Source organism: Roseateles chitinivorans (assembly GCF_050632235.1).
Classification (GTDB): domain Bacteria; phylum Pseudomonadota; class Gammaproteobacteria; order Burkholderiales; family Burkholderiaceae_C; genus Roseateles; species Roseateles chitinivorans_A.
Map to the genome: position 1 here is coordinate 869,007 of NZ_CP192584.1, position 21,011 is coordinate 890,017.

Consider the following 21,011-nt stretch of genomic DNA (forward strand, 5'->3'; position numbering starts at 1 on the left):
CGGCGCGGGCGCCGGGCCGAGATTCCGATCCAGAGACCGATCCACAAGAACGACATGCGAAGAGACACATCGATGGAGCCGACATCATGGAGCTGACCTTGCGCGGCGTGAGCCACAAGGTCGGCGCGCAGCAGCACCTGTACCCGATGGACCTCCGGCTGGTGCCGAACGCGGTCACCGTGCTGCTGGGCGCGACGCAGGCCGGCAAGACGACGCTGATGCGCCTGATGGCGGGCCTGGACAAGCCCAGCGAGGGCACGGTGACCGTCGACGGCACGGACGTCACCGGCTGGCCGGTGCGCAAGCGCGACGTCGCGATGGTCTACCAGCAGTTCATCAACTATCCGTCGATGAGCGTGCGCGACAACATCGCGTCGCCGCTGAAGCTGCGCGGCAAGCTCGACCGCGACGCCATCCGCAAGCGCGTGGATGAGCTCGCCGACAAGCTCCACATCGAGATGCACCTCGACAAGCTGCCCGCGCAGCTGTCCGGTGGTCAGCAGCAGCGCGTCGCGCTCGCACGGGCGCTGGCCAAGCAGGCCCCGCTGATGCTGCTGGACGAGCCCCTGGTGAACCTCGACTACAAGCTGCGCGAGGAGCTGCGCGAGGAACTCGGCCAGCTCTTCGCTGCCGGGGAGTCGACGGTGGTCTACGCGACGACCGAGCCGGCCGAGGCGCTTCAGCTCGGCGGCTACACCGCGGTGATGGATGCCGGCGAACTGCTGCAATACGGCCCGACCGCCGAGGTCTTCCATCGCCCGGCGTCGCTGCGCGTCGCACGCGCCTTCAGCGATCCGCCGATGAACCTGCTCATCGCGCAGGGGATGGGTGACCGGCTGCAGCTGCGGCCAGGCCTCGACCTGGCGCTGCCGGGGCAGGGCGGCGTGACGGTGGGCGTGCGCGCCAGCGCGCTGCACGTCACGCAGCGGCCCGGCGACATCGCGATCCAGGGCGAGGTCGAGCTGGCCGAGATCTCCGGCTCGGACACCTTCGTCCACGCGCGCACGCAGATCGGCGAGCTGGTCGCGCAGCTGACCGGCGTGCACGACTTCGAGCTCGGCGCGCCGCTGACGCTCTACCTCAACGCTGCCCACGTCCACGTCTTCGACGCGGCCGGCCTGCTGACACGCGCCCCCGAGCGCCGGGGAGCCCGCTGATGGCCCGCATCGACCTGGACCTCGCCCACGCGTACCGTCCCGATCCGAAGGAGGACAGCGACTACGCGCTGCTGCCGCTGAAGATGAGCTTCGAGGACGGCGGCGCCTACGCGCTGCTCGGCCCGTCGGGCTGCGGCAAGACGACGCTGCTGAACATCGTTTCCGGACTGCTGCGGCCTTCGCAGGGCAGCGTGCGCTTCGACGGCCGCGACGTGACCGCGCTGACGCCTCAGCAGCGCAACATCGCGCAGGTGTTCCAGTTCCCGGTCATCTACGACACGATGACGGTGGCCGAGAACCTCGCCTTCCCGCTGCGCAACCGCGGCGTGGCGGCCGACAAGATCAAGGCGCGCGTCGGCAAGATCGCCGAGATGCTCGAACTCAACGGCCAGCTGAACCAGCGCGCCTCGGGCCTGTCCGCCGACGCGAAGCAGAAGATCTCGCTCGGCCGCGGGCTGGTGCGCGAGGACGTCTCGGCGGTGCTCTTCGACGAGCCGCTGACCGTCATCGATCCGCATCTGAAGTGGCAGCTGCGTCGCAAGCTCAAGCAGATCCACAACGAGCTCAAGCTCACGCTGATCTATGTCACCCACGACCAGGTCGAGGCGCTGACCTTCGCGGATCAGATCGTCGTCATGACGCGCGGCCGCGCGGTGCAGGTCGGCTCGGCGGGCGAGCTGTTCGAGCGCCCGAGCCACCGCTTCGTCGGCCACTTCATCGGCTCGCCCGGCATGAACTTCCTGCCGGCGGCGCTGGAGGACGGCGGCGGACTGAGCGTCGCCGGGCAGCCGGTGGCCGGCTCGGTGCCTCCGGGTTCCGGTGCGGCCCTGTCTCGCGCGGAGCCGTTCATGGTGGGCATCCGGCCCGAATACGTGGAGGTCGACGACGTGAGCGACGGCGTCCCCGCGCTGCCCGGCACGATCACCGGCGTGGTCAGCCAGGTCCAGGACATCGGCACCTACTGGCTGCTCACCGCGAAGGTCGGCCCGCACACGCTGAAGGCGCGCCTGTCCGCCCATGCGCAGCCGCCCGAGACCGGCGCCACCGTGGCGCTGCGCGTGCTCAATCCCCATACCTGCTTCTACGGCGCCGACGAGCGATTGATCGCGGCGACCACGGAGGGCCTCGCATGAAACCGATCAACCAGAAGGCCTGGTTCCTCGTCCTGCCCGTGTTCATCTGCGTGGCCTTCTCGGCCATCCTGCCGCTGATGACGGTGGTGAACTACTCGGTGCAGGACATCATCTCGCCCGAGCGGCGCGTCTTCGTCGGCACCGAGTGGTTCGCCGCGGTGATGCGCGACGAGGAGCTCCATGGCGCGCTGCTGCGCCAGCTGGGTTTCTCGCTGGCGGTGCTGCTGGTCGAGATCCCGCTGGGCATTTGCCTGGCGCTGTCGATGCCGGCGCAGGGCTGGCGCTCATCGCTGGTGCTGGTGATCGTCGCGCTGTCGCTGCTGATTCCCTGGAACGTCGTCGGCACGATCTGGCAGATCTACGGCCGCGCGGACATCGGCCTGCTGGGCGCCTCGCTGCAGGCGCTGGGCGTGGACTACAACTACACCGGCGACGCGACCGACGCCTGGGTGACGGTGCTCATCATGGACGTCTGGCACTGGACGCCGCTGGTGGCGCTGCTGTGCTTCGCCGGACTGCGCTCCATCCCCGACGCCTACTACCAGGCCGCGCGCATCGACGGCGCCAGCAAGTTCGCGGTGTTCCGCTACATCCAGCTGCCCAAGATGCGGGGCGTGCTGATGATCGCGGTGCTGCTGCGCTTCATGGACAGCTTCATGATCTACACCGAGCCCTTCGTGCTCACCGGCGGCGGTCCCGGCAACGCGACCACCTTCCTCAGCCAGTACCTGACGCAGAAGGCGGTCGGCCAGTTCGACCTCGGCCCGGCGGCGGCGTTCTCGCTGATCTACTTCCTGATCATCCTGCTGCTGTGCTTCATCCTCTACAACTGGATGCAGTCGCTCGGGACCCAAGACAAGTCGATGGAGGCCGGCCATGGATGAACGCCGTTTCCGCAAGCGCACGATCTTCCTGATCGCGTACCTGCTCTTCGCGCTGCTGCCCATCTACTGGATGGTCAACATGAGCTTCAAGACCAACGAGGAGATCCTCTCCAGCTTCAGCCTCTGGCCGCAGCACTTCTCGCTGGCCAGCTACAAGACCATCTTCACCGACCCGTCCTGGTACAGCGGCTACATCAACAGCCTGATCTACGTCGGCATCAACATGGTGATCTCGGTCGCCGTGGCGCTGCCGGCGGCGTACGCGTTCAGCCGTTATTCGTTCCTCGGCGACAAGCACGTCTTCTTCTGGCTGCTGACCAACCGCATGACGCCGCCGGCGGTGTTCCTGCTGCCCTTCTTCCAGCTCTACACGACGCTGGGGCTGATGGACACGCACATCGCCGTCGCGCTGGCGCATCTGCTGTTCAACGTGCCGCTGGCGGTGTGGATCCTGGAAGGCTTCATGAGCGGCATCCCGCGCGAGATCGACGAGACCGCCTACATCGACGGCTACTCGTTCCCGCGCTTCTTCCTGACCGTGTTCCTGCCGCTGATCAAGGCGGGCGTGGGCGTGGCGGCGTTCTTCTGTTTCATGTTCAGCTGGGTGGAACTGCTGCTGGCGCGCACGCTGACCAGCGTCAACGCCAAGCCCATCGTCGCGACGATGACGCGTACCGTCAGCGCTTCCGGCATGGACTGGGCGACGCTGGCCGCGGCCGGTACGCTGACCATCGTGCCGGGTGCGATCGTCATCTGGTTTGTCCGTCACTACATCGCGAAGGGTTTCGCGATGGGCCGTGTCTAAGGGAGGTCCACGATGTTCGATTGGATGGTGTGGACAACGCCGGTGGCCGTCTTCTTCAGCTGCGTGGTGCTGATGCTGATCGGCATGACGGTGTGGGAGATCAAGTCGCCGACGACGCTGCGCAAGGGTTGGCTGCCGATGCGCACGACGCGCGGCGACCGGCTGTTCATCGGCCTGCTGACGGCCGCGTACCTCAACCTGGCCTTCGTCGGCCTGGGCGCGAAGATGGCCGAGTGGTTCCAGCTCGAGGCCGAGCCCAGCGTGTGGATCAGCTTCGTCGCGTCGATGCTGGTGCTGGGCCTGATCTTGCGCAAGGGTTGAACGAGCAGGTGTTCGAGTAGTTGAAGCTTCAAGGAATTCGGCTTTCCCGTTCCCCCGGAGCCGCGATTCGTCCTCATGCAGGGGGAGATTCGACAGACACAGGAGACAAGCGTGAACAAGAGCAAGTATTCCGCGCTGGCCGTGGCCGCATTGCTGGCGTTGGGCGCCACGACGGCATGGGCCGGCGAGGCTGAGGCGAAGAAGTGGATCGACAGCGAATTCCAGCCGTCGACCTTGTCCAAGGACAAGCAGACGGCCGAGATGAAGTGGTTCATCGAGGCGGCCAAGAAGCTCCAGGCCAAGGGCGTGAAGGAGATCTCGGTGGTGTCGGAGACGCTGACCACGCACGAGTACGAGAGCAAGGTGCTGGCCAAGGCCTTCGCCGAGATCACCGGCATCACCGTCAAGCACGACCTGATCCAGGAAGGCGACGTCGTCGAGAAGCTGCAGACCTCGATGCAGTCGGGCAAGAGCATCTACGACGGGTGGATCTCCGACTCCGACCTGATCGGCACGCACTACCGGTACGGGAAGATCATGAATCTTTCCGACTACATGACCGGTGCGGGCAAGGAGTGGACGAATCCGGACCTGGACCTGAAGGACTTCATCGGCACCAGCTTCACGACGGCGCCGGACGGCAAGCTCTACCAGCTGCCCGACCAGCAGTTCGCCAACCTGTACTGGTTCCGCGCCGACCTGTTCGCGCGCAAGGACCTGCAGGACAAGTTCAAGGCCAAGTACGGCTATGACCTGGGCGTGCCGCTGAACTGGAGCGCGTACGAGGACATCGCCGCGTTCTTCTCGAACGACGTGAAGACGCTCGACGGCAAGCCGATCTACGGCCACATGGACTACGGCAAGAAGGATCCGTCGCTGGGCTGGCGCTTCACCGACGCGTGGCTGTCGATGGCCGGCGCGGCCGACAAGGGCATTCCGAACGGCATGCCGGTCGACGAGTGGGGCATCCGCGTCGCCGACGACAAGTGCACGCCGGTGGGCGCCTCGGTGGCGCGCGGCGGCGCGACCAACTCGCCGGCGGCGGTCTACGCGCTGACCAAGTACGTCGACTGGATGAAGAAGTACGCGCCCAAGGAAGCCACCGGGATGACCTTCGGGGAATCGGGTCCGGTGCCGGCGCAGGGCCAGATCGCACAGCAGATCTTCTGGTACACGGCCTTCACGGCGGACATGGTCAAGCCAGGCCTGCCGGTGGTGAACGCCGACGGCACGCCGAAGTGGCGCATGGCGCCGGGACCGAACGGGCCGTACTGGAAGGACGGCATGCAGAACGGCTACCAGGACGTGGGCAGCTGGACCTTCTTCAGCGGGCATGACGCCAACAAGACGGCGGCGGCCTGGCTGTACGCGCAGTTCGTGACGGCCAAGTCGGTGAGCCTGAAGAAGAGCATCCAGGGCCTGACCTTCATCCGCGACAGCGACATCCGCAGCGACTACTTCACCAAGAACGCCAACAAGTACGGCGGCCTGATCGAGTTCTACCGCTCGCCGGCGCGCGTGGCGTGGACGCCGACGGGCACCAACGTGCCGGACTACCCGAAGCTGGCGCAGCTCTGGTGGAAGAACGTGGCGCAGGCGGTGACCGGCGAGAAGACGCCGCAGGCCGCGATGGACACGCTGGCCGACGAGATGGACGCGGTCATGGCGCGTCTGGAGCGCGCCGGCATGGCCAAGTGCGCGCCCAAGCTCAACAAGAAGGAAGACCCGAAGAAGTGGCTGTCCGACAAGGGCGCGCCGTGGGCCAAGCTGGCCAACGAGAAGCCCAAGGGCGAGACCATCGCCTACGAGAAGCTGCTGAATGCGTGGAAGGACGGCAAGGTGCGGTGAGTCCGCCCCTTCGCGTCATCGCATGAAGAAGGCCGCGCCCCCGGGCGCGGCCTTTGTCGTTACGGGATCCGCAAGTCAGGGCGCGCTGCAGATCGGGCGGTTGTTGGGGCAGATGTATTGCCAGCGCACCACGGCGGTATCGGTGAGGCTGGCGCTGAAGTTGACCGCCTGGGAGCTGACGCTCCAGCTCAGCAACGTGCCGACGAGCACCGTCTCGTGCGGCTCGCCGACGCCCGGCTTGACGTTCACAGGTGCCCAGGTGCCGAGGGACAGCGTCATGTCCGCGCCGGTCAGCAGGTAGGCGACGTTGTCGCGGACGAATTCCCGGAGCGGGAAGATGACCGTGCCGTCGGGCCGGGTCGGGTTGGGCACGTTGGCCAGCAGGCGATCGAAGCCGTTCTGGAAGTTGACGTCCCGCAGGAAGAAGAACTTCGACGCCACGTCGTTGGTGAACTGCTTGACGCCGCTGCCGACGGCGTCGTTGATCTTGCCCTCGATGACGCTGTTCAGCAGATCGCCCAGGAACGGCACCCAGCCCAGGCTGTTGTCGCAGATCGAGGTCGACGAGGTGGTGGCGGTGATGCCGAGTCGCTCGTTGGGCGTGCCACTGCCGTCGGAACCGAACTGGGCTCGGATCAGGATGTCGCGCAGCGTGACGGTGACCTGGCAGGTGATGGTGACGCCGAACTCCTTGCGGGTGGCCCGGCCGACGCCGACGTAGGTCGGACCGGTCAGGTCGCTCAGCACGTAGCCGGCATTCGGATAGAGATGCAGGTTGAACGGGCCGGTCAAGGTGCCGTTGATGAGGAAGCCGCCGTACTTCTCCTTGAGCAGTTTGTCGAGCTCGGCGTTGATGCCGCTCTGCAATGAGGCGGGCAGCGTGACGATGTCGTTGGCGACGGAGGACAGGCCGTTTCCGACCAGCCAGGGTTGGCGGTAGGACGCGCTGCCGCCGTTCACGGCGACCGTGGCCGTGTAGTAGCGATCCTGGACGATGGGTTTGTAGTCCGCCTGAGCCAGCGGTGCAGCGAGCAGGATGGCCGCGAGCAGAAGGATCTTCTTCAACACACTCTCCCTGTGAAGACGGCGTGAGTGCCGTCGGCACGGATGGTCGCGGGCCCTCGGGAGGGCGGCCACTGTAAAGGCTTACACACACTGACGGGGGAGGGCGGGATCGTCCTCTGGCTGGCCTGCTTAAGTCGTGCGTAAGGCCTCGCGGGCGGGCCATGCCACCATCTCCCCATGTTCAAGTCGTTGATGGATCTCTTCGACACGTTGACGCCCGACGATGCGTTCGGCGGCTCGCGCGGCGGCGCGCCGTCGCTGCCGCTGGCGGCCGCTGTGCTGTTGGTCGAGGTGATGCGTGCCGACGCGGACAACGCCGGCGTCGAGCGCGCCGCGGTGGGCAAGGCCCTCACGGCGCTGTTCGCGATGTCCGGGGACGAGGCCGATGCGCTGACCGCGCAGGCCGAACGCACCGCCCGCACGGCGTCCGACCTGTTCGCCTTCACCTCGCCGGTCGACGAGCGCTGGGACATGCCGGCCAAGCTGCGCCTGATCGAGCTGATGTGGGGCGTGGCCTACGCCGACGGCACGCTCGGCGACATCGAGCGCCACACGATGCTGCGCATCGCCGACCTGCTGCACATCCCGCAGGGCGCCTGCTACCACGCGCGAATCCGCGCGAAGGCGGCCGCCGGGCTCGGCGAGGACAGCTGACCGGTTGCGACGGCCGCCGCGCGGCGCCTCCATCGCCCGCCCCCGTAAACGCGAAGGCCCTCCGGAGGAGGGCCTTCTCGAGGGTGACGGCAGAGAGGTCCCTGCCGGGCACCGGGCTCAGCGCGCGTTCTGGAACACCACCCGCTCCGCCAGTTCGCGCGGTGCGCCCACCGTCCGGCGCTGGATGTGGTCGAGCACCTGACCGGCGCGCTCGCACGTGATGGGCGCGGGCCCGGCCTCGCCGTCGGTCCACAGCTTGGAGAACGCCCCCGAGGCGGTGGCGCCGACGGTCCGGCTCACGACCTCGAGTTCCAGCGGCGTCGGTTGCGGCGCGCGGGCGCGCGTGGGGAGGACTTCGCTGGCGGCATCGGTCAGCCAGAGGGCTTCCAGCGCCATCGCGTCTTCCGGCAGCAGGCGGCGCGGCACGGGCGAGCCGGACAACCACGATTGGCAGGTCTCGGCGCCCAGCGCCTGGGCCGCGGTCAGCTGCGCGCGCACCACCTGCAGGTAACGGCGGCGCAGGTCGCGCGAGCCGTTCAGCAGCATCTCGCGCACGTTGGGCGCCAGCGCGCTCTGCGCCGCGATCTGCGCGCCGGCGACGGCGAGCTCCGAACCGGCCAGCGCGACGTGGGCCGCGCGCATGCGGCCGGCGGCATCGTCGATCAGGCCGGGGAAGCGCTGGTCGAGCCGGAACCAGGCATCGCTGGCCCGCAGCGCGTTGACGTAATCGCTCAGCGGCGCGTACTGGCCGGGCTTGTCGCCGTCGGGCAGCGCGACATCCAGCGTCCTCGGCGGCGGCTGGATCAACGAGTGACGCACCAGCTCGACCGGCGGCGGATACCACATGGTGCGCGACGGCGTGTTGAGCGTCTTCTGGATGAACTCCTCCGGCAGCGCCATGCGGCGGTAGGTCCGGGCGAGCTCCTGGTTGGCGATCTCGTCGAAGGCCGGATTGAAGGTGCCGCTGCTGGCGCGGTGGAAGCCCAGCTGCGCGCCCGGCATCAGCTGGCGCTTGTTGCCGGCCAGGAAGATCAGCGTGCAGGCGCTTTCGCAATTGCCGGTCGCGCGCGTGCCGACGCCGTGCTGGCGGATCAGCGTGACCATGCGCTCGGCCTCGGTGACGCGGCCGCCGGGGAGGCCACTTCCAGCAGACGCACGCCCGGGGAGGTTTCGAACAGGGTCCTCAGCCGGCCGGCGTCGCCGGCGCCGATCGGGCCGTTCAGCTGCATCGTGCGGCCGTCGGCGCTGACGACCAGGCGCACGTTGCCGATCGGGTCGATGCCGCGGGCGAGCTTCCACAGCTCGGGAAGTTCCCCGAACACGCCGAGCGCCAGCGAGAACGCGATCTGCAGGAACGAGCCCAGCAGGGACAGGCGCGCCAGACCGGAGATCAGGAAGGAGCCGCCGGATTCGACATAGCCGCTCACCGAGCGCCACGTGCCGACGGCGCTCCAGATCTCGACGAGGATCAGCAGCGGCCAGACGATCAGCAGCGCGATCGCGACGCCCTGCAGGCCGTCGCTCTTGGTGGCGAGCCAGGCCACCAGGCCCTGCACGCCGGCCGCGAGGGGCCAGGTCAGGAGGACGTGGTTGATCCAGAAGCTCTGCGCCAGGCTCTGCTCGCCGCGCCAGTGGCTGGCGATGTAGCCGATGAGCAGGCCTTCGCCGTCGGCGGGCGCCTCCCGGCTGCGTTCGACGGCGGTGCGGGAGAGGCGGTCATGCCAGGTACGTCCCTCGGCGTCGACGCGAGCCCACAGGAAACCGGCGAACAGCGGGATCGCCGACAGCAGATAACCGAACCAGCGGATCAGGGCCTGCGCGGGCGACGGGCGGCCGCCGCTGCGGGCGTCGACGACCTTGATGCCGGCGACCAGCTTGCCGGGCGTGGCGCCCTGCCAGCTCCAGAACACGACGCAGACGACCAGCGGCAGCAGCCAGTTGATGGCGATGGTGCCGGGGCGCAGGTCGTTCCACTTCGACACCGGGTCGCCGTACACGGCCCACATCAACAAGGTGCTCGCGGCGATCATCAATGCGCCGTCGATGACCATGGCCAGTGCGCGGGGCGCCAGGCCGACGGATTGGTTCGACATCCTCTTCTCTCCCTCTTGGGCGCGAAGTGTAAAGAGGGAGTGAACCGCGCCGTGCGTCGCTTCCACGACAGCGCACCGGCTGTATTGATTCCGTCACAGGGGAGCGGAGGGACTTCCCCTTTGGGAGGAGAGCAGGAGGAGAACGCGAGGAGCGCGGGAGTGGCGCGACTGGTCACGCCGGCACCGCGCCCTCCACCTGGTCAGTCATCCCACAGGAACCGCCGATCCGGATAGACCACGCTCTGCGAGGTCCGCACCACCACGCCCTGCTTGAAGTGGACGTTGAAGCGCAGCAGGTAGCCGTTCATCTCCGGTGCGATGTTCCAGTCCCAGACGTCCTCGCCGCTGAGCTTGAAGAACACGCGCTTCCGGTCCTGACCGAGGATCCGCGTGACCTGCTCGGGCGTGAGGCCCGGCACGATGCGTGCGCGGCTGGCGGCGGACAGGCCATCCGTCACCTGCACCAGGCGGCCCTGCGCATCCACGCGGACCATGTAGCAGGTCTGGCCGAAGGGCTGCGTCGCGTACTCCAGCGTCTGGCCGCCGTCGGCTTCCGGCCAGACGCGCGTCGGCGGGCCGTAGTACTGCTGCACCTCGGCGGCGGTCGTCGTGCCGGGGCGCATGCGTTCGTCTTTCACCGGCGTGGCGCAGCCGCCCAGCGCCGCGGCGGCCACCACGGCCACGGTCGTCGCGGCCAGGGGGCCGAGGCTTGTCCATTCGCGCATCGCTCTCTCCAGCAAGGGGGACCGGCCATTGTGCGGCGATCTCCGCGGCGCACAATCCGAGCCATGTCGAGACCGCACTTCCGAAAGGCGCTTGCGCCTGTTGCCGCTGTTGCCGTTGTTGCTGCCGCCGGTGTGCTGGCCGTGGCGTCACCGCCCGCGCGGGCGCAGGGGCCGGTGGCGCCCCCGTCGCGGCCGCGACGGCACCGGCTTCGGCGCCGACCGCGAACGGCGCGCCGTGCGTGATGCTCTTCGGTCAGGGCCGCAACTTCGATCCCGACCAGCCCGCGGCCAACCGGCGCTGGGACGAGGCCAACAGCGCCTTCAACCTCGCGGCGCGAGAGCCGCTCATGGCCGCCGGCCTGCCTGTGGTCAACGTGGTGCTGCCGGTGTCCGCGACCGATGTGCCGCGCAACCTGCAGGGGTTGCTGGCGGAAGTGCAACGGCGCGGCTGCACGCGGGTGCTGGAGACGGCGGTGTTCGCCGATGCGGCGCAGGGACTGCTGATCGCGCGGCTGCGCGTCTATCCGGTGTTCGGGATGCTCGGGCCGCAGGCGGTCGGCAGCCAGCCGAGGATAGGCGCGGTGGCCTACACGCAGCAGAAGGAATTCGCGCTCGATGCGCGCGTGATGGATCGGGTGAACCCGTCCCGGCTGGGACGGGCCATGGCGGAGGAGGCTCTCCCGAGTCTCGCGCCGTCGGTCGGACCGTCGCGCTGACGGCATCCGGCCTCAGATCAGCAGCCCACGCCGTCGTTCAGGACCTGCGGATCGCTGCTCGGATAGAGGTTCTGCACCGATCCCGGGGTCGAGAACAGCAGCACGACACCCTTAGTGATCACGGAGGTGGTCGGCATCACGATCGTTACTTCGTTCTCGTCACTGGCCGGCGAGAAATTGCTGGCATTCATGCCCGGCGCCGATCCGATGGTCTTGAATGTGGCTCCGATCAGCAGCAGGGTGGTGGTGTCGGCCTGCCCGAAGATGCATCCGCCCGCATCCGTCGGGATGTGAATCTCGGAACCGTCGATGGGTTGCGTGGCCTCGCGGTCGCGGAAGTACTTGCAGTCGGCGAAGTTGCCGTCCTCGCTGATGTTGCCTTCGACGTAGACGCTATATGTCATTTCCCTCTCCTTGGTGAATGGAATATTGGTCAGGAGGGTTGGGCGGATCGATCCCGCAGCAGCCAAGCTGCCGCGCGCCTCACCTCTTCCCGCTCTCCGTGTCCCAGGCAGGATTGAGCCTCAACCCAAGCCGCCGTGATCTGCTGATGAACCCGGATCGCTGGGGTTATCTTCACGATCGCGTCATCGATCTCGCGGCACGCGGTCAGTGTCGCGGCGTCCGGGTGCCCCTCGCGAGTCAACTTCCCGGCAATAGCAATGCGGGTCTGACGAAGCCCGACGTACATCGCGATGAACTTCAGGTCGGTGCCTTGCGTAGACATGAGCGCAATCTGTTCACGCGCAGCGACATCCAGTCCCTCGATGGCGCCTTTGGGATCTCCGATGTCCGCGCGCGCCTGGGCGATCAGCGTCAGCAAACGCGCGCGCGATTCCAACGTACGTCCCCCGGGTTTCTGAGCTTCCTTGCTGAATTCATCCCACCTTGCCTGAAGCAAACGCCCTTGAGCAAGGCGCTCCGCGGCGGTCAGCATGTTGGCCCTGACGTCCAGATCCAACACCTCGCTGATCAGCAGATTGAGCCGCCACTGCATGTTGGACGGATCCTGCGTCTGCATGCGCTGCAGAATGTCCAGCGAGGCCCGGGACTCGTTGCGGGCGGCCTGCAGTTCCTTGAGCAGCAGCAGAGCATCGGCACGCCAGCGACGCATGATCGCTTCCCGATAAGCCCATCCGTTGTTCTGGGGGGCGGCGGATCGCACCTCAGCGATGATCGAGGAGCCCTCTGAGAACAGCCGTTCCGCAGCCTCATTCAACCCTTGTTGAAGATAGACGCTTCCCAGCCAGCTGAGACTGTCCGCATATTCAAGGCGTACCCCCGGATCCGTTGCTCCGCCCATTGACATGCCGCGCTTCTTCAGCTCGATCGAGCGGCGGAAATAGTCAGCAGCACCTTCCAGATCGACCAAATTCTGACGTGCTGTGCCCAAGCTGTTGTAGGCATAGGACAACTCCATCACCGCATCGCGATCGGAAGGCTTGGCGTCCAGCCACGCCTGCACGGCATCGCGATACTCCAACCACGCGTCGCTCGCGCGATTGAGTTCGCGCGTGTAGTAATGGACATGTCCGATCCAGAACGCCGCCGCTCCTTTTGACTTGAGCCACGGTCCCAGCAGTTCACCTTCCGGCACAGGACCTTCCAGCAATTTGCTGGCGGCAAGCAAGGGCTGCAACGCTTCTTGGAAGTTCCGTTTTGAGACTCGGACTTCTCCGATCACCGTCAGGGCCTTCGCACGCTGCAACCGCTCCTGCACGGAGGCCTCGTCGTTCTGCGCCAGGTAGGACAGCGCTTTGCTGCCGACGCTGTCCAGCAAGTCCAGACGGCCTACGGGACGCAGTTTGTCGGCAAACTCACCCAGCATGTAGCTGAGTTGGTCATCCGCCTGCTGCCTCCGTTCCTGCGCCTGGTGCTCCGCCCGTTCCGCTCGTCTGGCCTGCAGCACGCTGACCCCGGTCAGCGACATCATCGCGAGCACGGCAACACTGCTCGCCGCCACGCTTAGCCGATGTCTGCGCACAAACCGCCTGAGCACATAGAACCGCGTGTCAGGTCTTGCCGTGATCGGCTCGTGCGCAAGCCAATGCCGAAGGTCGACCGCCATCGATTCAGCATTCGCATAACGTTCCGCCGGTCGCTTCTTCAGCGCCTTGCTGACGATCGTGTCGAGGTCGCCTTTGAGCAGCTTGGCTTGCCGCGCAATGACCGGATCGAGCTGATCCCGCGCCACATCGGACAAGCGCTTGGGCACCAGTTCGACGACGGCTCGCAGCCGGTCCAGGTGGGTCTGCGTGTCGTCCGCCGTCGGGTGGCGTCCGCCGAGCAGCTGGTACAGCAGCACGCCCAGCGCGTAGACATCGGTCGCGGTCGTGACGTCGGCCTGCTGTACCTGCTCCGGCGCCGCGTACTGCGGCGTGAACGCGCTGCCCGCCCGCTGCGTCAGCTCGGTCGCCATGCCCGACTGCGTCGCGTCGTCCAGCAGCTTGGCGATGCCGAAGTCCAGCAGCTTCACCTGTCCGTCGTGCGTGACCAGGATGTTGCTCGGCTTCAGGTCGCGGTGCAGGATCAGCCGCGAATGCGCGTGCGCCACCGCCGCCAGCACGTCGAGGAAGAGCTTGATGCGGGACTCGACGTCCAGCGCGTTGATCTGGCAGTACCGGTCGATCGGCAGGCCGTCGACATACTCCAGCACCAGGTAGGGCTGGTGCCCGTTGTGCACGCCCGCGTCCAGCAGCCGCGCGATGTTGGGATGCGACAGCCGCGCGAGGATCTGGCCCTCGCGTTCGAAGCGCCCGCTGTCGCCCTTGCCGAAGAGCCCGGATTTCAGGAACTTGACCGCCACCTGGCCCTCGAAGCGGCCGTCGGCCCGGCTCGCGAGCCACACCGCGCCCATGCCGCCCTGGCCGAGCTCGCGCTCCAGCTCGTAGGGACCGAGCGACTCGCCGCGGAAGTCCAGCGGCGGCACCGCCGAGGGGATCGGCCCCTGCAGCGACTCCGCCGCGGGCTGCTCCAGGAACGCGTCCTCGTTCAGCGCCTCGTCGCGCGCCAGCAGCGCCTCCAGGTGCTCGGCCATCGCGACGTCGCCGGCCCGGATCTCCGCCAGCCGGCGGGCGCGGTCCGGCCCCTCCAGGTCCAGGAGTTCGTCGAGCAGCGGACTCAACGCGATCCAGCGCTGTTTATCGAGTGCGTCCATCGGTGGGCGTCTTCTGCGTCGTGTGCGGTGGGAACGAGCCCCGGCGCCGACCCGGGGGTCAGTCCTTGAGGCTCAGCGAGAGGAGGATTCTCGCCTTCTGCCAGTCGCGCTGGACCGTCCGTTCCGTGACGCCGAGGGCTTCCGCGATTTCCTGCTCAAGCAGGCCGCCGAAGTAGCGCATCTCCACCACCTGCGCCAGGCGCGGATCGATCGTCGCCAGCTCGTCCAGCGCCTCGTGCACGCGCAGGATGTGGTCGTCGGATTGCGGCGTGCCCTCGACGACCGCGGTGTTCAGCGTCAGGTCGGGCTGGTTGCCGCCGCGGCGCTCGGCCTGGCGCGCGCGCACCAGGTCGATGACCACGTGACGCATCGTGCGGGCCGCATAGGCCAGGAAGTGGCGCCGGTCCGGGAAGGTCTGCCCCTGCGCGCCGGCGAGCCGCAGCCACGCCTCGTGCACCAGCGCGGTGGTGTCCAGCAGGGTCAGGTCTCCTGCCTGGCGGATGCGTTGCCGCGCCAGGCGCTGAAGGTCGCCGTACAGCTGCGCCACCACCTGGTCGGCGGCGGCCCGGTCCCCTTGACCGGCATCGTGCAGCAGTTCGGTGATGTCCTTCATGGAGCGGAACTCTAGCGGCCCCGTATGACCTTGTTACAGAACTTGGGGCGACGGATGACGCGATCCGAACCCTCCTGGCGTCATTTCAAGGGTTTTCACTGAGAGGATATTTGTTAGCGGATGTCGGGATGGCCGTCGAGGATCCGTTTTAGATAGATGAGGACACGGCTTGGTCAATGTGGCAAGGGAGGCCGGCATGGATCGGGCTGCTTCAGCGGGTCGTGTCCTCACCCTCACATCATTCGCACCCGCGGACCGCCGGCAACGGTGTGCGGGCGTGACCCGTCTTCCGCCTGGAGCAGTTGCGCATGAGTCTGTCCACCGCCGCCGTAGCGCCCGCCGACGCCGTGGAGCAGGTCCGGATCGGCTGCGCCAAGCCGCCACGCCAGACCCCGGCGCTCTGGGTGCCCCGGGTGGATTCGCTGGCCGAGTTCGGCCTCATGATCTCGCGCCAGCTGACGCAGTGCCGCCGCTATGGCGGTCACCTGTCGGTGCTGTGGCTGGAGGTGGAACCTGACACGACCGGCCAGGCGCCCGACGCCTCGGCCCCGTCCGCCGGGACGGGACCCACCGAGGACGGCGAGGGCGTCGACGCACGCGCCGCGGCGCTCGAGGCCCGTGACGGACTGATGGCGGCCGTGGGCCGCCGTCTGCGCAGCCGGGTGCGCGGGACCGACATGGTCCTGCAGGTCGGCGAGACGAGCTTCGCGGTGCTGCTGCTGGAGGCCGGCATCCCCGAGTCGCACCTGGTCCAGCATCGTCTGGCGGTTGCCTTGAAGGCGCCCTATGGCGTGGACGCCGTGACGATGCATGTGCGCCTGCAGATGGGCATGGCGTCCTTCCCGGAGGGCGGTGCCCGAGGCACCGACCTCGCGGAAAGCGCGCGCCAGGACCTGCGCCGCCGGACGTTCTGAGTCCGGCTACGGAACCGGAACCGGACCGTGCGCCGGCTTCGGCGTCGTTCCCCCTCGCGGGTCAAAAGTCCTGGCCATACACGATGAATCCCTTGTGCTCCGCGACGCGGTCATACAGCGCGCGGCCGGCCGCATTGGTCGTGTGCGTCTGCCAGTAGAGGCGATGCCCGCCGCGCGCCTGGACGGCGGCCGTGACGGCCGCGATCAGCGCGCGCCCGACGCCGCGCCCGCGGACCGCTTCCGCGGTGAACAGGTCCTGCAGGTAGCAGGTGTCCTCGATCCGCGACGTGCTGCGATGGAAGAGGTAGTGCGTCAGGCCGACGAGTCGGCCTTCGAGGACCGCGACGAAGGCGTGCACGGGCTCGTGCCCGTCGAAGAACCGCGACCAGAGCGTGGCCGTGACGGCCTCGGGCAGGGCGGTCTCGCCGAGGCGTCCGTAGAACGCGTTGTAGCCGTCCCAGAGCGGCCGCCAGCCGGCGAGGTCGGAGGGGGCGATCGGGCGGATGACGAGATCAGAAGACATGCGCGAGGAGGCTGAGGGCCGAGGCCCGGGTTGAAAAGGCCCGGATCATCAGCCCTCGCGCCCGCGGGATCAAGGCGCCTCGATCACCCGCACGACCTCGCGCCACGGCACCAGCTTGAAGTTCTGCCGGCCCATCGGCCAGCGCTTGTGGCCGTCCTGGACCACGAGCAGTCCGTCGCCGTATTCGCCGCCGAGCGAGGCCGAGGTGACGTCCAGTCCGTCCGTCTCCGACGCCGCGTCGATGCCGCGCGCCGGGTTCAGTCCGACGCGGAAGCGCCCCTTGACCGCATGCGGCGCGTCCGCGTCGAGCACGACGTAGCTGTCGTTGCCCTGCGAGGACACCACCAGCCAGGCGCCGGCCGGTCCGCGGTGCACCGCCATGCCTTCGACGTCCGCATGCAGCACCTCGCCCACTGGCAGGACGAGCGCCGCGTCGCCGAGCCGGCCGTCCGCGTCCAGCGCCACGCGCCACAGCCCGCGCTTCTCCTCGCCGATGAACAGCTGCCGGCCGGGTTCGTCCGCGACGCAGCCTTCCGGCTGGGTCGCCAGCTTCATCGACGCCACCGTCGGCGCCGACCACACGCCGGCCTGGTGCGTCACGCGCAGTTGCAAAACACGTCCATCCTTGTCATTGACGAAGGCGTCCAGACCGCCTGCCGGATTGCGCGCGCTGCAGATGCCGTAGACCTCGTCCAGTCCGGTCGGGAGCTCGGCGAGCGTCGAGACCTTGCCCGTGCGGTCGATCCCGAACAGCAGCACGCTGCGCCGATCGCGCTGCGTCGCGACGGCCAGGTCCCACGCGCGACCGCCGTAGCGCACGCGCTGGCGCAGGTCGACGTTGTTGACCCGGCCGACCGGCAGGAACTGCGTCTCGCGGCCCTGCAGGTCATAGACGGCGAGTCCGCGTTTCTTGTCGGTGCCCAGGATGCGGCTCCCGGCCGGTCGCGTCGGATGGACCCAGATCGCCGGGTCGTCCGCGGCATCGCCGCCACCGCGCACCGGCTCGGTCTGCGCCGAAGGCACCGCGACCGGGATCACGGGTCGTGCCTGCGCCGCGCGGGCCTCCAGCCAGAGTGCCATGTCCTGCGGCGCCAGCCCGGGCGCCACCAGTTCGCGGCCCGCGCGCTCGGCATCCGCGACGAAGGCCCACAGGCCGACGCCCGCCTCGGCGACGTACAACGTCGCCTCGTCGTCGCGCACCGCGCAGCCCTTGGCGTCGGGCACGGTCGCGAGTTGACGCAACACCTGACCCCGACCCGGACCTTCGCCCGAGGCCGGCAGCAACCACTGCTCGGCCAACCCGTCGCTGCCGAGCAGGAACGCCTGCAGCGTCTGCTGTCGAGGCTCCAGATACAGGCAGACGGCTTCCACATCGAAGGCCGGACCCGTCCAATGCGCGCGTTCACGCAGCTGACGGTCGCGGACCTCGATGAGGCGCAGCGCGCCGGAGTCGGCGTCCTGCAGCAGCGCGACCGTCGTCCCGTCGGCCAACTGGCGGCGGTCCCAGCGCTTGGCCCGGACACCGAACTCGTCCACCACCTGCCCCTTGTCGTCGAGCAGCCGCAGCCCGCTCTTGCCGAGTTCGAGCACCGCCTTCGGCATCGTCGCGGACACGGCCCCCGCGCCCACCGGGGCCGCCGCGTGAGCCGCCCACCCCATCACCGACATCGCAGTCGCCAATGCGGCCGAGATCGCGAGTGCGCCGATCGTCTTCTTCACCATCGTCATCGTCATCGTGTGCCGCCGCTTCAGAACATCGCCAGCTTCAGGCTGAGCTTGTAGGCCCGGCCGTACTGCTCATACTGCGTGTTGAAGGCCTTGCTGCCCTGGTACACGTAGTAGCGCTCGTTGCCGATGTTCAGCGCCTCGAACTGGAGCTGCAGCTGCTTCGTCAGCTGCACGCGCATGGAGGCGTCGATCTGGTTCTGCGTGTCGACCTTGCGGTCCTGGCGGGCGTCCAGCACGTCGCCGACCTCGAGCAGGTAGGGCGACTTGTGGTTCAGCGCGATGCGTGCGCCGAAGGCCGGCGACTCCCAACCCAGGCTCAGGTTGACGCTGCGATCGGACTGGCTCGGCAGCGCGATGCGGCGGCTGACGGGCTGGCCGCCGTCGTAGCCGACGATGGTCGCGCGCGACTTCACGAAGCTGCCGTTGGCGCCGACCACCAGGCCGTTCCACGGCGCGGGCAGTGTGCTCAAGACCTGGCTCCAGGAGAGCTCCACGCCGCGCACCGTCGCATCGCCGCCGTTGGCGAAGGACTCGACGTGGCTGAAGTCTTCCCAGCCCGGCGTGCCCGCCAGATCGGTCTGGAACGCGAAGTCGCGGATCTTCTTGTGGAAGACGTAGGCCGACATCGCGCCGTCGCGGCCCAGGCGATGCTCCAGGCCCAGGTCCAGGTTGCGCGCGCGCAGCGGCTTGAGCAGCGGGTTGCCGACGGTCGCCTCGTCGCCGTCGACGGTCACGCCGGGGCTGAGCTGGCCGAAGGCCGGCCGCACCACCGAGTGCGTCAGCGCCGCGCGCAGCACCAGGCCTTCGTTCAGCGTCTGGCGCAGCAGCACCGCCGGCAGCCAATGGCGTGAACGCGTGTCCTGGTGCACCGCGCTCAGCACGCCGTCCTTCCACGCGGTGCCGTCGGCGGTGAAGCGCACGCGCTCGTGGCGGACGCCGACCAGCCATTGCGTGCCGCCGCTTTCCAGCGTGGCCTGCAGATAGCCGGCGTCGGTGCGCTCCTTCATGCCGTAGTCGTTGACGGTGGAGTCGACCGCGTCGCGGAACGCGTTCAGGTCGACGCCGCCATACAGGCCGTGCAGCTTGCCGGCATCGATGCCGGGGCCGAACGAGGTCCACGGATAGTCGACCGATCCGCCGCCGACGAAGTTGCCCAGCCCGAGCTGCGCATTGGTCAGGTTGTACGGCGCCTTCTTCAGCACCTTGGCGCTGGGCGCGTAGGTCTCCTGCTCGTTGTCCTTGTCGCGGCGCGTGGCCTTCAGACCGGTCTTGAGGTCGAGGTCCCAGCCGCCGAGATCGAACGCCCGCTGCACGTCCGCTTTCAGGTGGCGCACGCGGTCGGTGGCATTGCTCCTTTCGATCTTGGCCTTGTTGAAGGCGTACCGCGATGCGTCGCCCAGGCCGGCGACGGCGGTCGGCATCGGCTGGACGGTGTCCGTGTAGCCCAGGCCGGAGAAGTCCGCGGTGAACGACGACGAGGCGAGCGTGTCGGGCTTGCTTTCGCTGGCGCGACCGGCGCCGGCCTCGGCCCAGAACTTCCAGTCGCCGCGCGACAGTTCGGTGCCGAGCACCGCCGCGCTGGACTTGTTGATCTCCTTGCGTGCCTTCAGGCCGCGGCTGACGGTGCCGTCGCCGGTCTCTCCGGGCGCCTGCGCCTCGTCGAACTCGACGGCGATCGACTGGCGGCTCTCCTGGTCGGTGAACTTGCTGGTGAAGCTGCGCAGGTAGAAGAGCGACGCCTCGTCCGGCTTGAAGTCGAGGTTCAGCGCGGCGCCGACGCGCTCGCGGGTGATGCTGTAGCGGCGCAGCTCGAAGCTGTTGAGCTTGTCGCCGTCCCAGTCGCCGCCGGTCTCGACGTTGTCGCTGGCGAAGCGGCGCTGATCGCCGGACAGCGCCACCGCCACGCCCAGCGTGCCGCCGGCGAAGCGGTCGGCGAAGGCCACCGAGCCACGCGGCTTGGTCTTGGCGGCATTGGCGTCGTAGTTGCCGCCGAGCTCCATGGTGAACAGGCGCCCTGGCTGGTCGAAGGCACTGAGCGTGCGCACGGTCACCGTGCCGCCGAGCGAATTGGCGTCCTGGTCCGGCGTCAGCGTCTTCTGCACCTCCAGCGAGCGGATCAGGCCGGCCGGCACCAGGTCCAGGCCGGGGGCGCGGCGATCCGATTCGGAGGCGGGCGTCAGCGCGCCGTTGATGTTGACGGCGTTGTAGTCCGGGCCCAGACCGCGGACACGGATGAAGCGGCCTTCGCCCTGGTCGCGCTCGACCGACACGCCCGGCATGCGGGCCAGCGCCTCGGCGGCGTTGTTGTCGGGCAGCTGGCCGATGCCGTCGGCGTGCACGACGTTGACGACGCCGGTGGCGGCCGCCTGCTTGTCGAGCGCGGAACGCAGCGCCGCGGCCTGGCCGACGGTGACGACGGTCTCGAGCTGCTTCGCCTCGGACGTCTTGTCCTTGGCGTTGTCCTTGGGGTTGTTCTTGCCGTCGGACTTCGCGCCGGACGTCGACTCGGGCCTCGCTCCGGCCTGGGTGCCGGCATTCGCTTCAGGTCGGGCGTCGGCCTTCGGGTCGGCGCTTTGCTGCGCCATCGCCGGAGCGGCGGCGAACAGGCTGGACAGGCAGAGGGCGAGCAGGGTGGGGCGGGGCGGCGTGCGCATGGGAGTGGGTCGCTGAGTCAC

At 68.3% G+C, this 21,011-nt stretch carries 19 protein-coding genes; 9 read left to right on the forward strand and 10 right to left on the reverse strand.

What is annotated here, in order from left to right; all coding sequences use genetic code 11:
* Window positions 1-86 precede the first annotated feature (86 nt).
* The 6 genes from ACQ859_RS03875 (at window position 87) to ACQ859_RS03900 (ending at window position 6,148) form a co-directional block, all read left to right on the forward strand.
* The gene (locus tag ACQ859_RS03875) at window positions 87-1,157 is read left to right on the forward strand and encodes an ABC transporter ATP-binding protein (protein ID WP_431264674.1); all 1,071 of its coding nucleotides are present in this window, start codon (window positions 87-89) and stop codon (window positions 1,155-1,157) included.
* On the forward strand, window positions 1,157-2,290 hold the full coding sequence (locus tag ACQ859_RS03880) for an ABC transporter ATP-binding protein (RefSeq protein WP_431264675.1): 1,134 nt from the start codon (window positions 1,157-1,159) through the stop codon (window positions 2,288-2,290). Before ACQ859_RS03875 ends, ACQ859_RS03880 begins: the two co-directional genes overlap by 1 nt.
* Window positions 2,287-3,174, forward strand: coding sequence for a carbohydrate ABC transporter permease (locus tag ACQ859_RS03885; protein ID WP_431264676.1), 888 nt, complete (start codon window positions 2,287-2,289; stop codon window positions 3,172-3,174). The genes ACQ859_RS03880 and ACQ859_RS03885 overlap by 4 nt, the downstream gene beginning before the upstream one ends.
* The gene (locus ACQ859_RS03890; protein WP_067279465.1) at window positions 3,167-3,979 is read left to right on the forward strand and encodes a carbohydrate ABC transporter permease; all 813 of its coding nucleotides are present in this window, start codon (window positions 3,167-3,169) and stop codon (window positions 3,977-3,979) included. The genes ACQ859_RS03885 and ACQ859_RS03890 overlap by 8 nt, the downstream gene beginning before the upstream one ends.
* 12 nt (window positions 3,980-3,991) lie before the next feature.
* Window positions 3,992-4,300, forward strand: coding sequence for a DUF2160 domain-containing protein (locus tag ACQ859_RS03895; protein WP_431259698.1), 309 nt, complete (start codon window positions 3,992-3,994; stop codon window positions 4,298-4,300).
* A 135-nt stretch (window positions 4,301-4,435) separates the two neighbouring features.
* Window positions 4,436-6,148: an ABC transporter substrate-binding protein gene (locus ACQ859_RS03900; RefSeq protein WP_431266456.1), complete on the forward strand. Its 1,713-nt coding sequence runs from the start codon at window positions 4,436-4,438 to the stop codon at window positions 6,146-6,148.
* A 75-nt stretch (window positions 6,149-6,223) separates the two neighbouring features.
* Here the strand turns inward: ACQ859_RS03900 and ACQ859_RS03905 are convergent, their stop codons facing one another.
* Complete coding sequence (locus ACQ859_RS03905) at window positions 6,224-7,213, reverse strand: hypothetical protein (protein WP_431264677.1); 990 nt, start codon at window positions 7,211-7,213, stop codon at window positions 6,224-6,226.
* 177 nt (window positions 7,214-7,390) lie between these two features.
* On the opposite strand from ACQ859_RS03905, the gene ACQ859_RS03910 reads away from it, so the two are divergent.
* Window positions 7,391-7,867 (forward strand): TerB family tellurite resistance protein, encoded by a 477-nt coding sequence (locus ACQ859_RS03910; protein ID WP_431264678.1) that lies wholly within the window; start codon window positions 7,391-7,393, stop codon window positions 7,865-7,867.
* Window positions 7,868-7,984: 117 nt separating this feature from the next.
* Here the strand turns inward: ACQ859_RS03910 and ACQ859_RS03915 are convergent, their stop codons facing one another.
* The 3 genes from ACQ859_RS03915 to ACQ859_RS03925 all read right to left on the reverse strand — a co-directional run bounded on the left by ACQ859_RS03915 (window position 7,985) and on the right by ACQ859_RS03925 (window position 10,685).
* Window positions 7,985-8,971 carry a hypothetical protein gene (locus tag ACQ859_RS03915; protein ID WP_431264679.1) on the reverse strand — a complete coding sequence of 329 codons (987 nt, stop codon included), beginning with the start codon at window positions 8,969-8,971 and terminating at the stop codon, window positions 7,985-7,987.
* Window positions 8,959-9,960, reverse strand: a complete 1,002-nt coding sequence (locus ACQ859_RS03920) for an RDD family protein (protein WP_431264680.1) — start codon at window positions 9,958-9,960, stop codon at window positions 8,959-8,961. The genes ACQ859_RS03915 and ACQ859_RS03920 overlap by 13 nt, the downstream gene beginning before the upstream one ends.
* Window positions 9,961-10,160: 200 nt before the next feature.
* Entirely contained in the window at window positions 10,161-10,685 is a 525-nt protein-coding gene (locus ACQ859_RS03925; RefSeq protein ID WP_431264681.1) for a hypothetical protein, read from the reverse strand.
* 239 nt (window positions 10,686-10,924) lie between these two features.
* On the opposite strand from ACQ859_RS03925, the gene ACQ859_RS03930 reads away from it, so the two are divergent.
* Window positions 10,925-11,401, forward strand: coding sequence for a hypothetical protein (locus tag ACQ859_RS03930; RefSeq protein WP_431264682.1), 477 nt, complete (start codon window positions 10,925-10,927; stop codon window positions 11,399-11,401).
* A gap of 17 nt (window positions 11,402-11,418) precedes the next feature.
* Here the strand turns inward: ACQ859_RS03930 and ACQ859_RS03935 are convergent, their stop codons facing one another.
* From ACQ859_RS03935 to ACQ859_RS03945, 3 genes are read right to left on the reverse strand one after another with little or no spacing between them, the layout of a single operon-like run.
* Window positions 11,419-11,805, reverse strand: a complete 387-nt coding sequence (locus ACQ859_RS03935; RefSeq protein ID WP_431264683.1) for a hypothetical protein — start codon at window positions 11,803-11,805, stop codon at window positions 11,419-11,421.
* Between the two features lie 29 nt (window positions 11,806-11,834).
* The gene (locus tag ACQ859_RS03940) at window positions 11,835-14,558 is read right to left on the reverse strand and encodes a protein kinase domain-containing protein (protein ID WP_431264684.1); all 2,724 of its coding nucleotides are present in this window, start codon (window positions 14,556-14,558) and stop codon (window positions 11,835-11,837) included.
* 58 nt (window positions 14,559-14,616) lie between these two features.
* Entirely contained in the window at window positions 14,617-15,171 is a 555-nt protein-coding gene (locus ACQ859_RS03945; protein ID WP_431259690.1) for an ECF-type sigma factor, read from the reverse strand.
* A gap of 308 nt (window positions 15,172-15,479) precedes the next feature.
* On the opposite strand from ACQ859_RS03945, the gene ACQ859_RS03950 reads away from it, so the two are divergent.
* Window positions 15,480-16,085 (forward strand): diguanylate cyclase domain-containing protein, encoded by a 606-nt coding sequence (locus ACQ859_RS03950; RefSeq protein ID WP_431264685.1) that lies wholly within the window; start codon window positions 15,480-15,482, stop codon window positions 16,083-16,085.
* A 61-nt stretch (window positions 16,086-16,146) separates the two neighbouring features.
* Here ACQ859_RS03950 and ACQ859_RS03955 read toward each other — a convergent pair whose 3' ends face one another.
* The 3 genes from ACQ859_RS03955 to ACQ859_RS03965 form a co-directional block, all read right to left on the reverse strand.
* Window positions 16,147-16,608: a GNAT family N-acetyltransferase gene (locus ACQ859_RS03955; protein ID WP_431264686.1), complete on the reverse strand. Its 462-nt coding sequence runs from the start codon at window positions 16,606-16,608 to the stop codon at window positions 16,147-16,149.
* 69 nt (window positions 16,609-16,677) lie between these two features.
* Window positions 16,678-18,342 (reverse strand): phytase, encoded by a 1,665-nt coding sequence (locus ACQ859_RS03960; protein WP_431264687.1) that lies wholly within the window; start codon window positions 18,340-18,342, stop codon window positions 16,678-16,680.
* 14 nt (window positions 18,343-18,356) lie between these two features.
* Complete coding sequence (locus tag ACQ859_RS03965) at window positions 18,357-20,990, reverse strand: TonB-dependent receptor (protein WP_431264688.1); 2,634 nt, start codon at window positions 20,988-20,990, stop codon at window positions 18,357-18,359.
* Between the last annotated feature and the right edge of the window lie 21 nt (window positions 20,991-21,011).

Bases quoted from the DNA above. Each gene is read 5' to 3' on its own strand.
- ACQ859_RS03875 (WP_431264674.1), top strand. From the start codon at position 87: ATGGAGCTGACCTTGCGCGGCGTGAGCCACAAGGTCGGCGCGCAGCAG.
- ACQ859_RS03880 (WP_431264675.1), top strand. From the start codon at position 1,157: ATGGCCCGCATCGACCTGGACCTCGCCCACGCGTACCGTCCCGATCCG.
- ACQ859_RS03885 (WP_431264676.1), top strand. From the start codon at position 2,287: ATGAAACCGATCAACCAGAAGGCCTGGTTCCTCGTCCTGCCCGTGTTC.
- ACQ859_RS03890 (WP_067279465.1), top strand. From the start codon at position 3,167: ATGGATGAACGCCGTTTCCGCAAGCGCACGATCTTCCTGATCGCGTAC.
- ACQ859_RS03895 (WP_431259698.1), top strand. From the start codon at position 3,992: ATGTTCGATTGGATGGTGTGGACAACGCCGGTGGCCGTCTTCTTCAGC.
- ACQ859_RS03910 (WP_431264678.1), top strand. From the start codon at position 7,391: ATGTTCAAGTCGTTGATGGATCTCTTCGACACGTTGACGCCCGACGAT.
- ACQ859_RS03915 (WP_431264679.1), bottom strand. From the start codon at position 8,971: ATGGTCACGCTGATCCGCCAGCACGGCGTCGGCACGCGCGCGACCGGC.
- ACQ859_RS03920 (WP_431264680.1), bottom strand. From the start codon at position 9,960: ATGTCGAACCAATCCGTCGGCCTGGCGCCCCGCGCACTGGCCATGGTC.
- ACQ859_RS03925 (WP_431264681.1), bottom strand. From the start codon at position 10,685: ATGCGCGAATGGACAAGCCTCGGCCCCCTGGCCGCGACGACCGTGGCC.
- ACQ859_RS03935 (WP_431264683.1), bottom strand. From the start codon at position 11,805: ATGACATATAGCGTCTACGTCGAAGGCAACATCAGCGAGGACGGCAAC.
- ACQ859_RS03940 (WP_431264684.1), bottom strand. From the start codon at position 14,558: ATGGACGCACTCGATAAACAGCGCTGGATCGCGTTGAGTCCGCTGCTC.
- ACQ859_RS03945 (WP_431259690.1), bottom strand. From the start codon at position 15,171: ATGAAGGACATCACCGAACTGCTGCACGATGCCGGTCAAGGGGACCGG.
- ACQ859_RS03950 (WP_431264685.1), top strand. From the start codon at position 15,480: ATGAGTCTGTCCACCGCCGCCGTAGCGCCCGCCGACGCCGTGGAGCAG.
- ACQ859_RS03955 (WP_431264686.1), bottom strand. From the start codon at position 16,608: ATGTCTTCTGATCTCGTCATCCGCCCGATCGCCCCCTCCGACCTCGCC.
- ACQ859_RS03960 (WP_431264687.1), bottom strand. From the start codon at position 18,342: ATGACGATGACGATGGTGAAGAAGACGATCGGCGCACTCGCGATCTCG.
- ACQ859_RS03965 (WP_431264688.1), bottom strand. From the start codon at position 20,990: ATGCGCACGCCGCCCCGCCCCACCCTGCTCGCCCTCTGCCTGTCCAGC.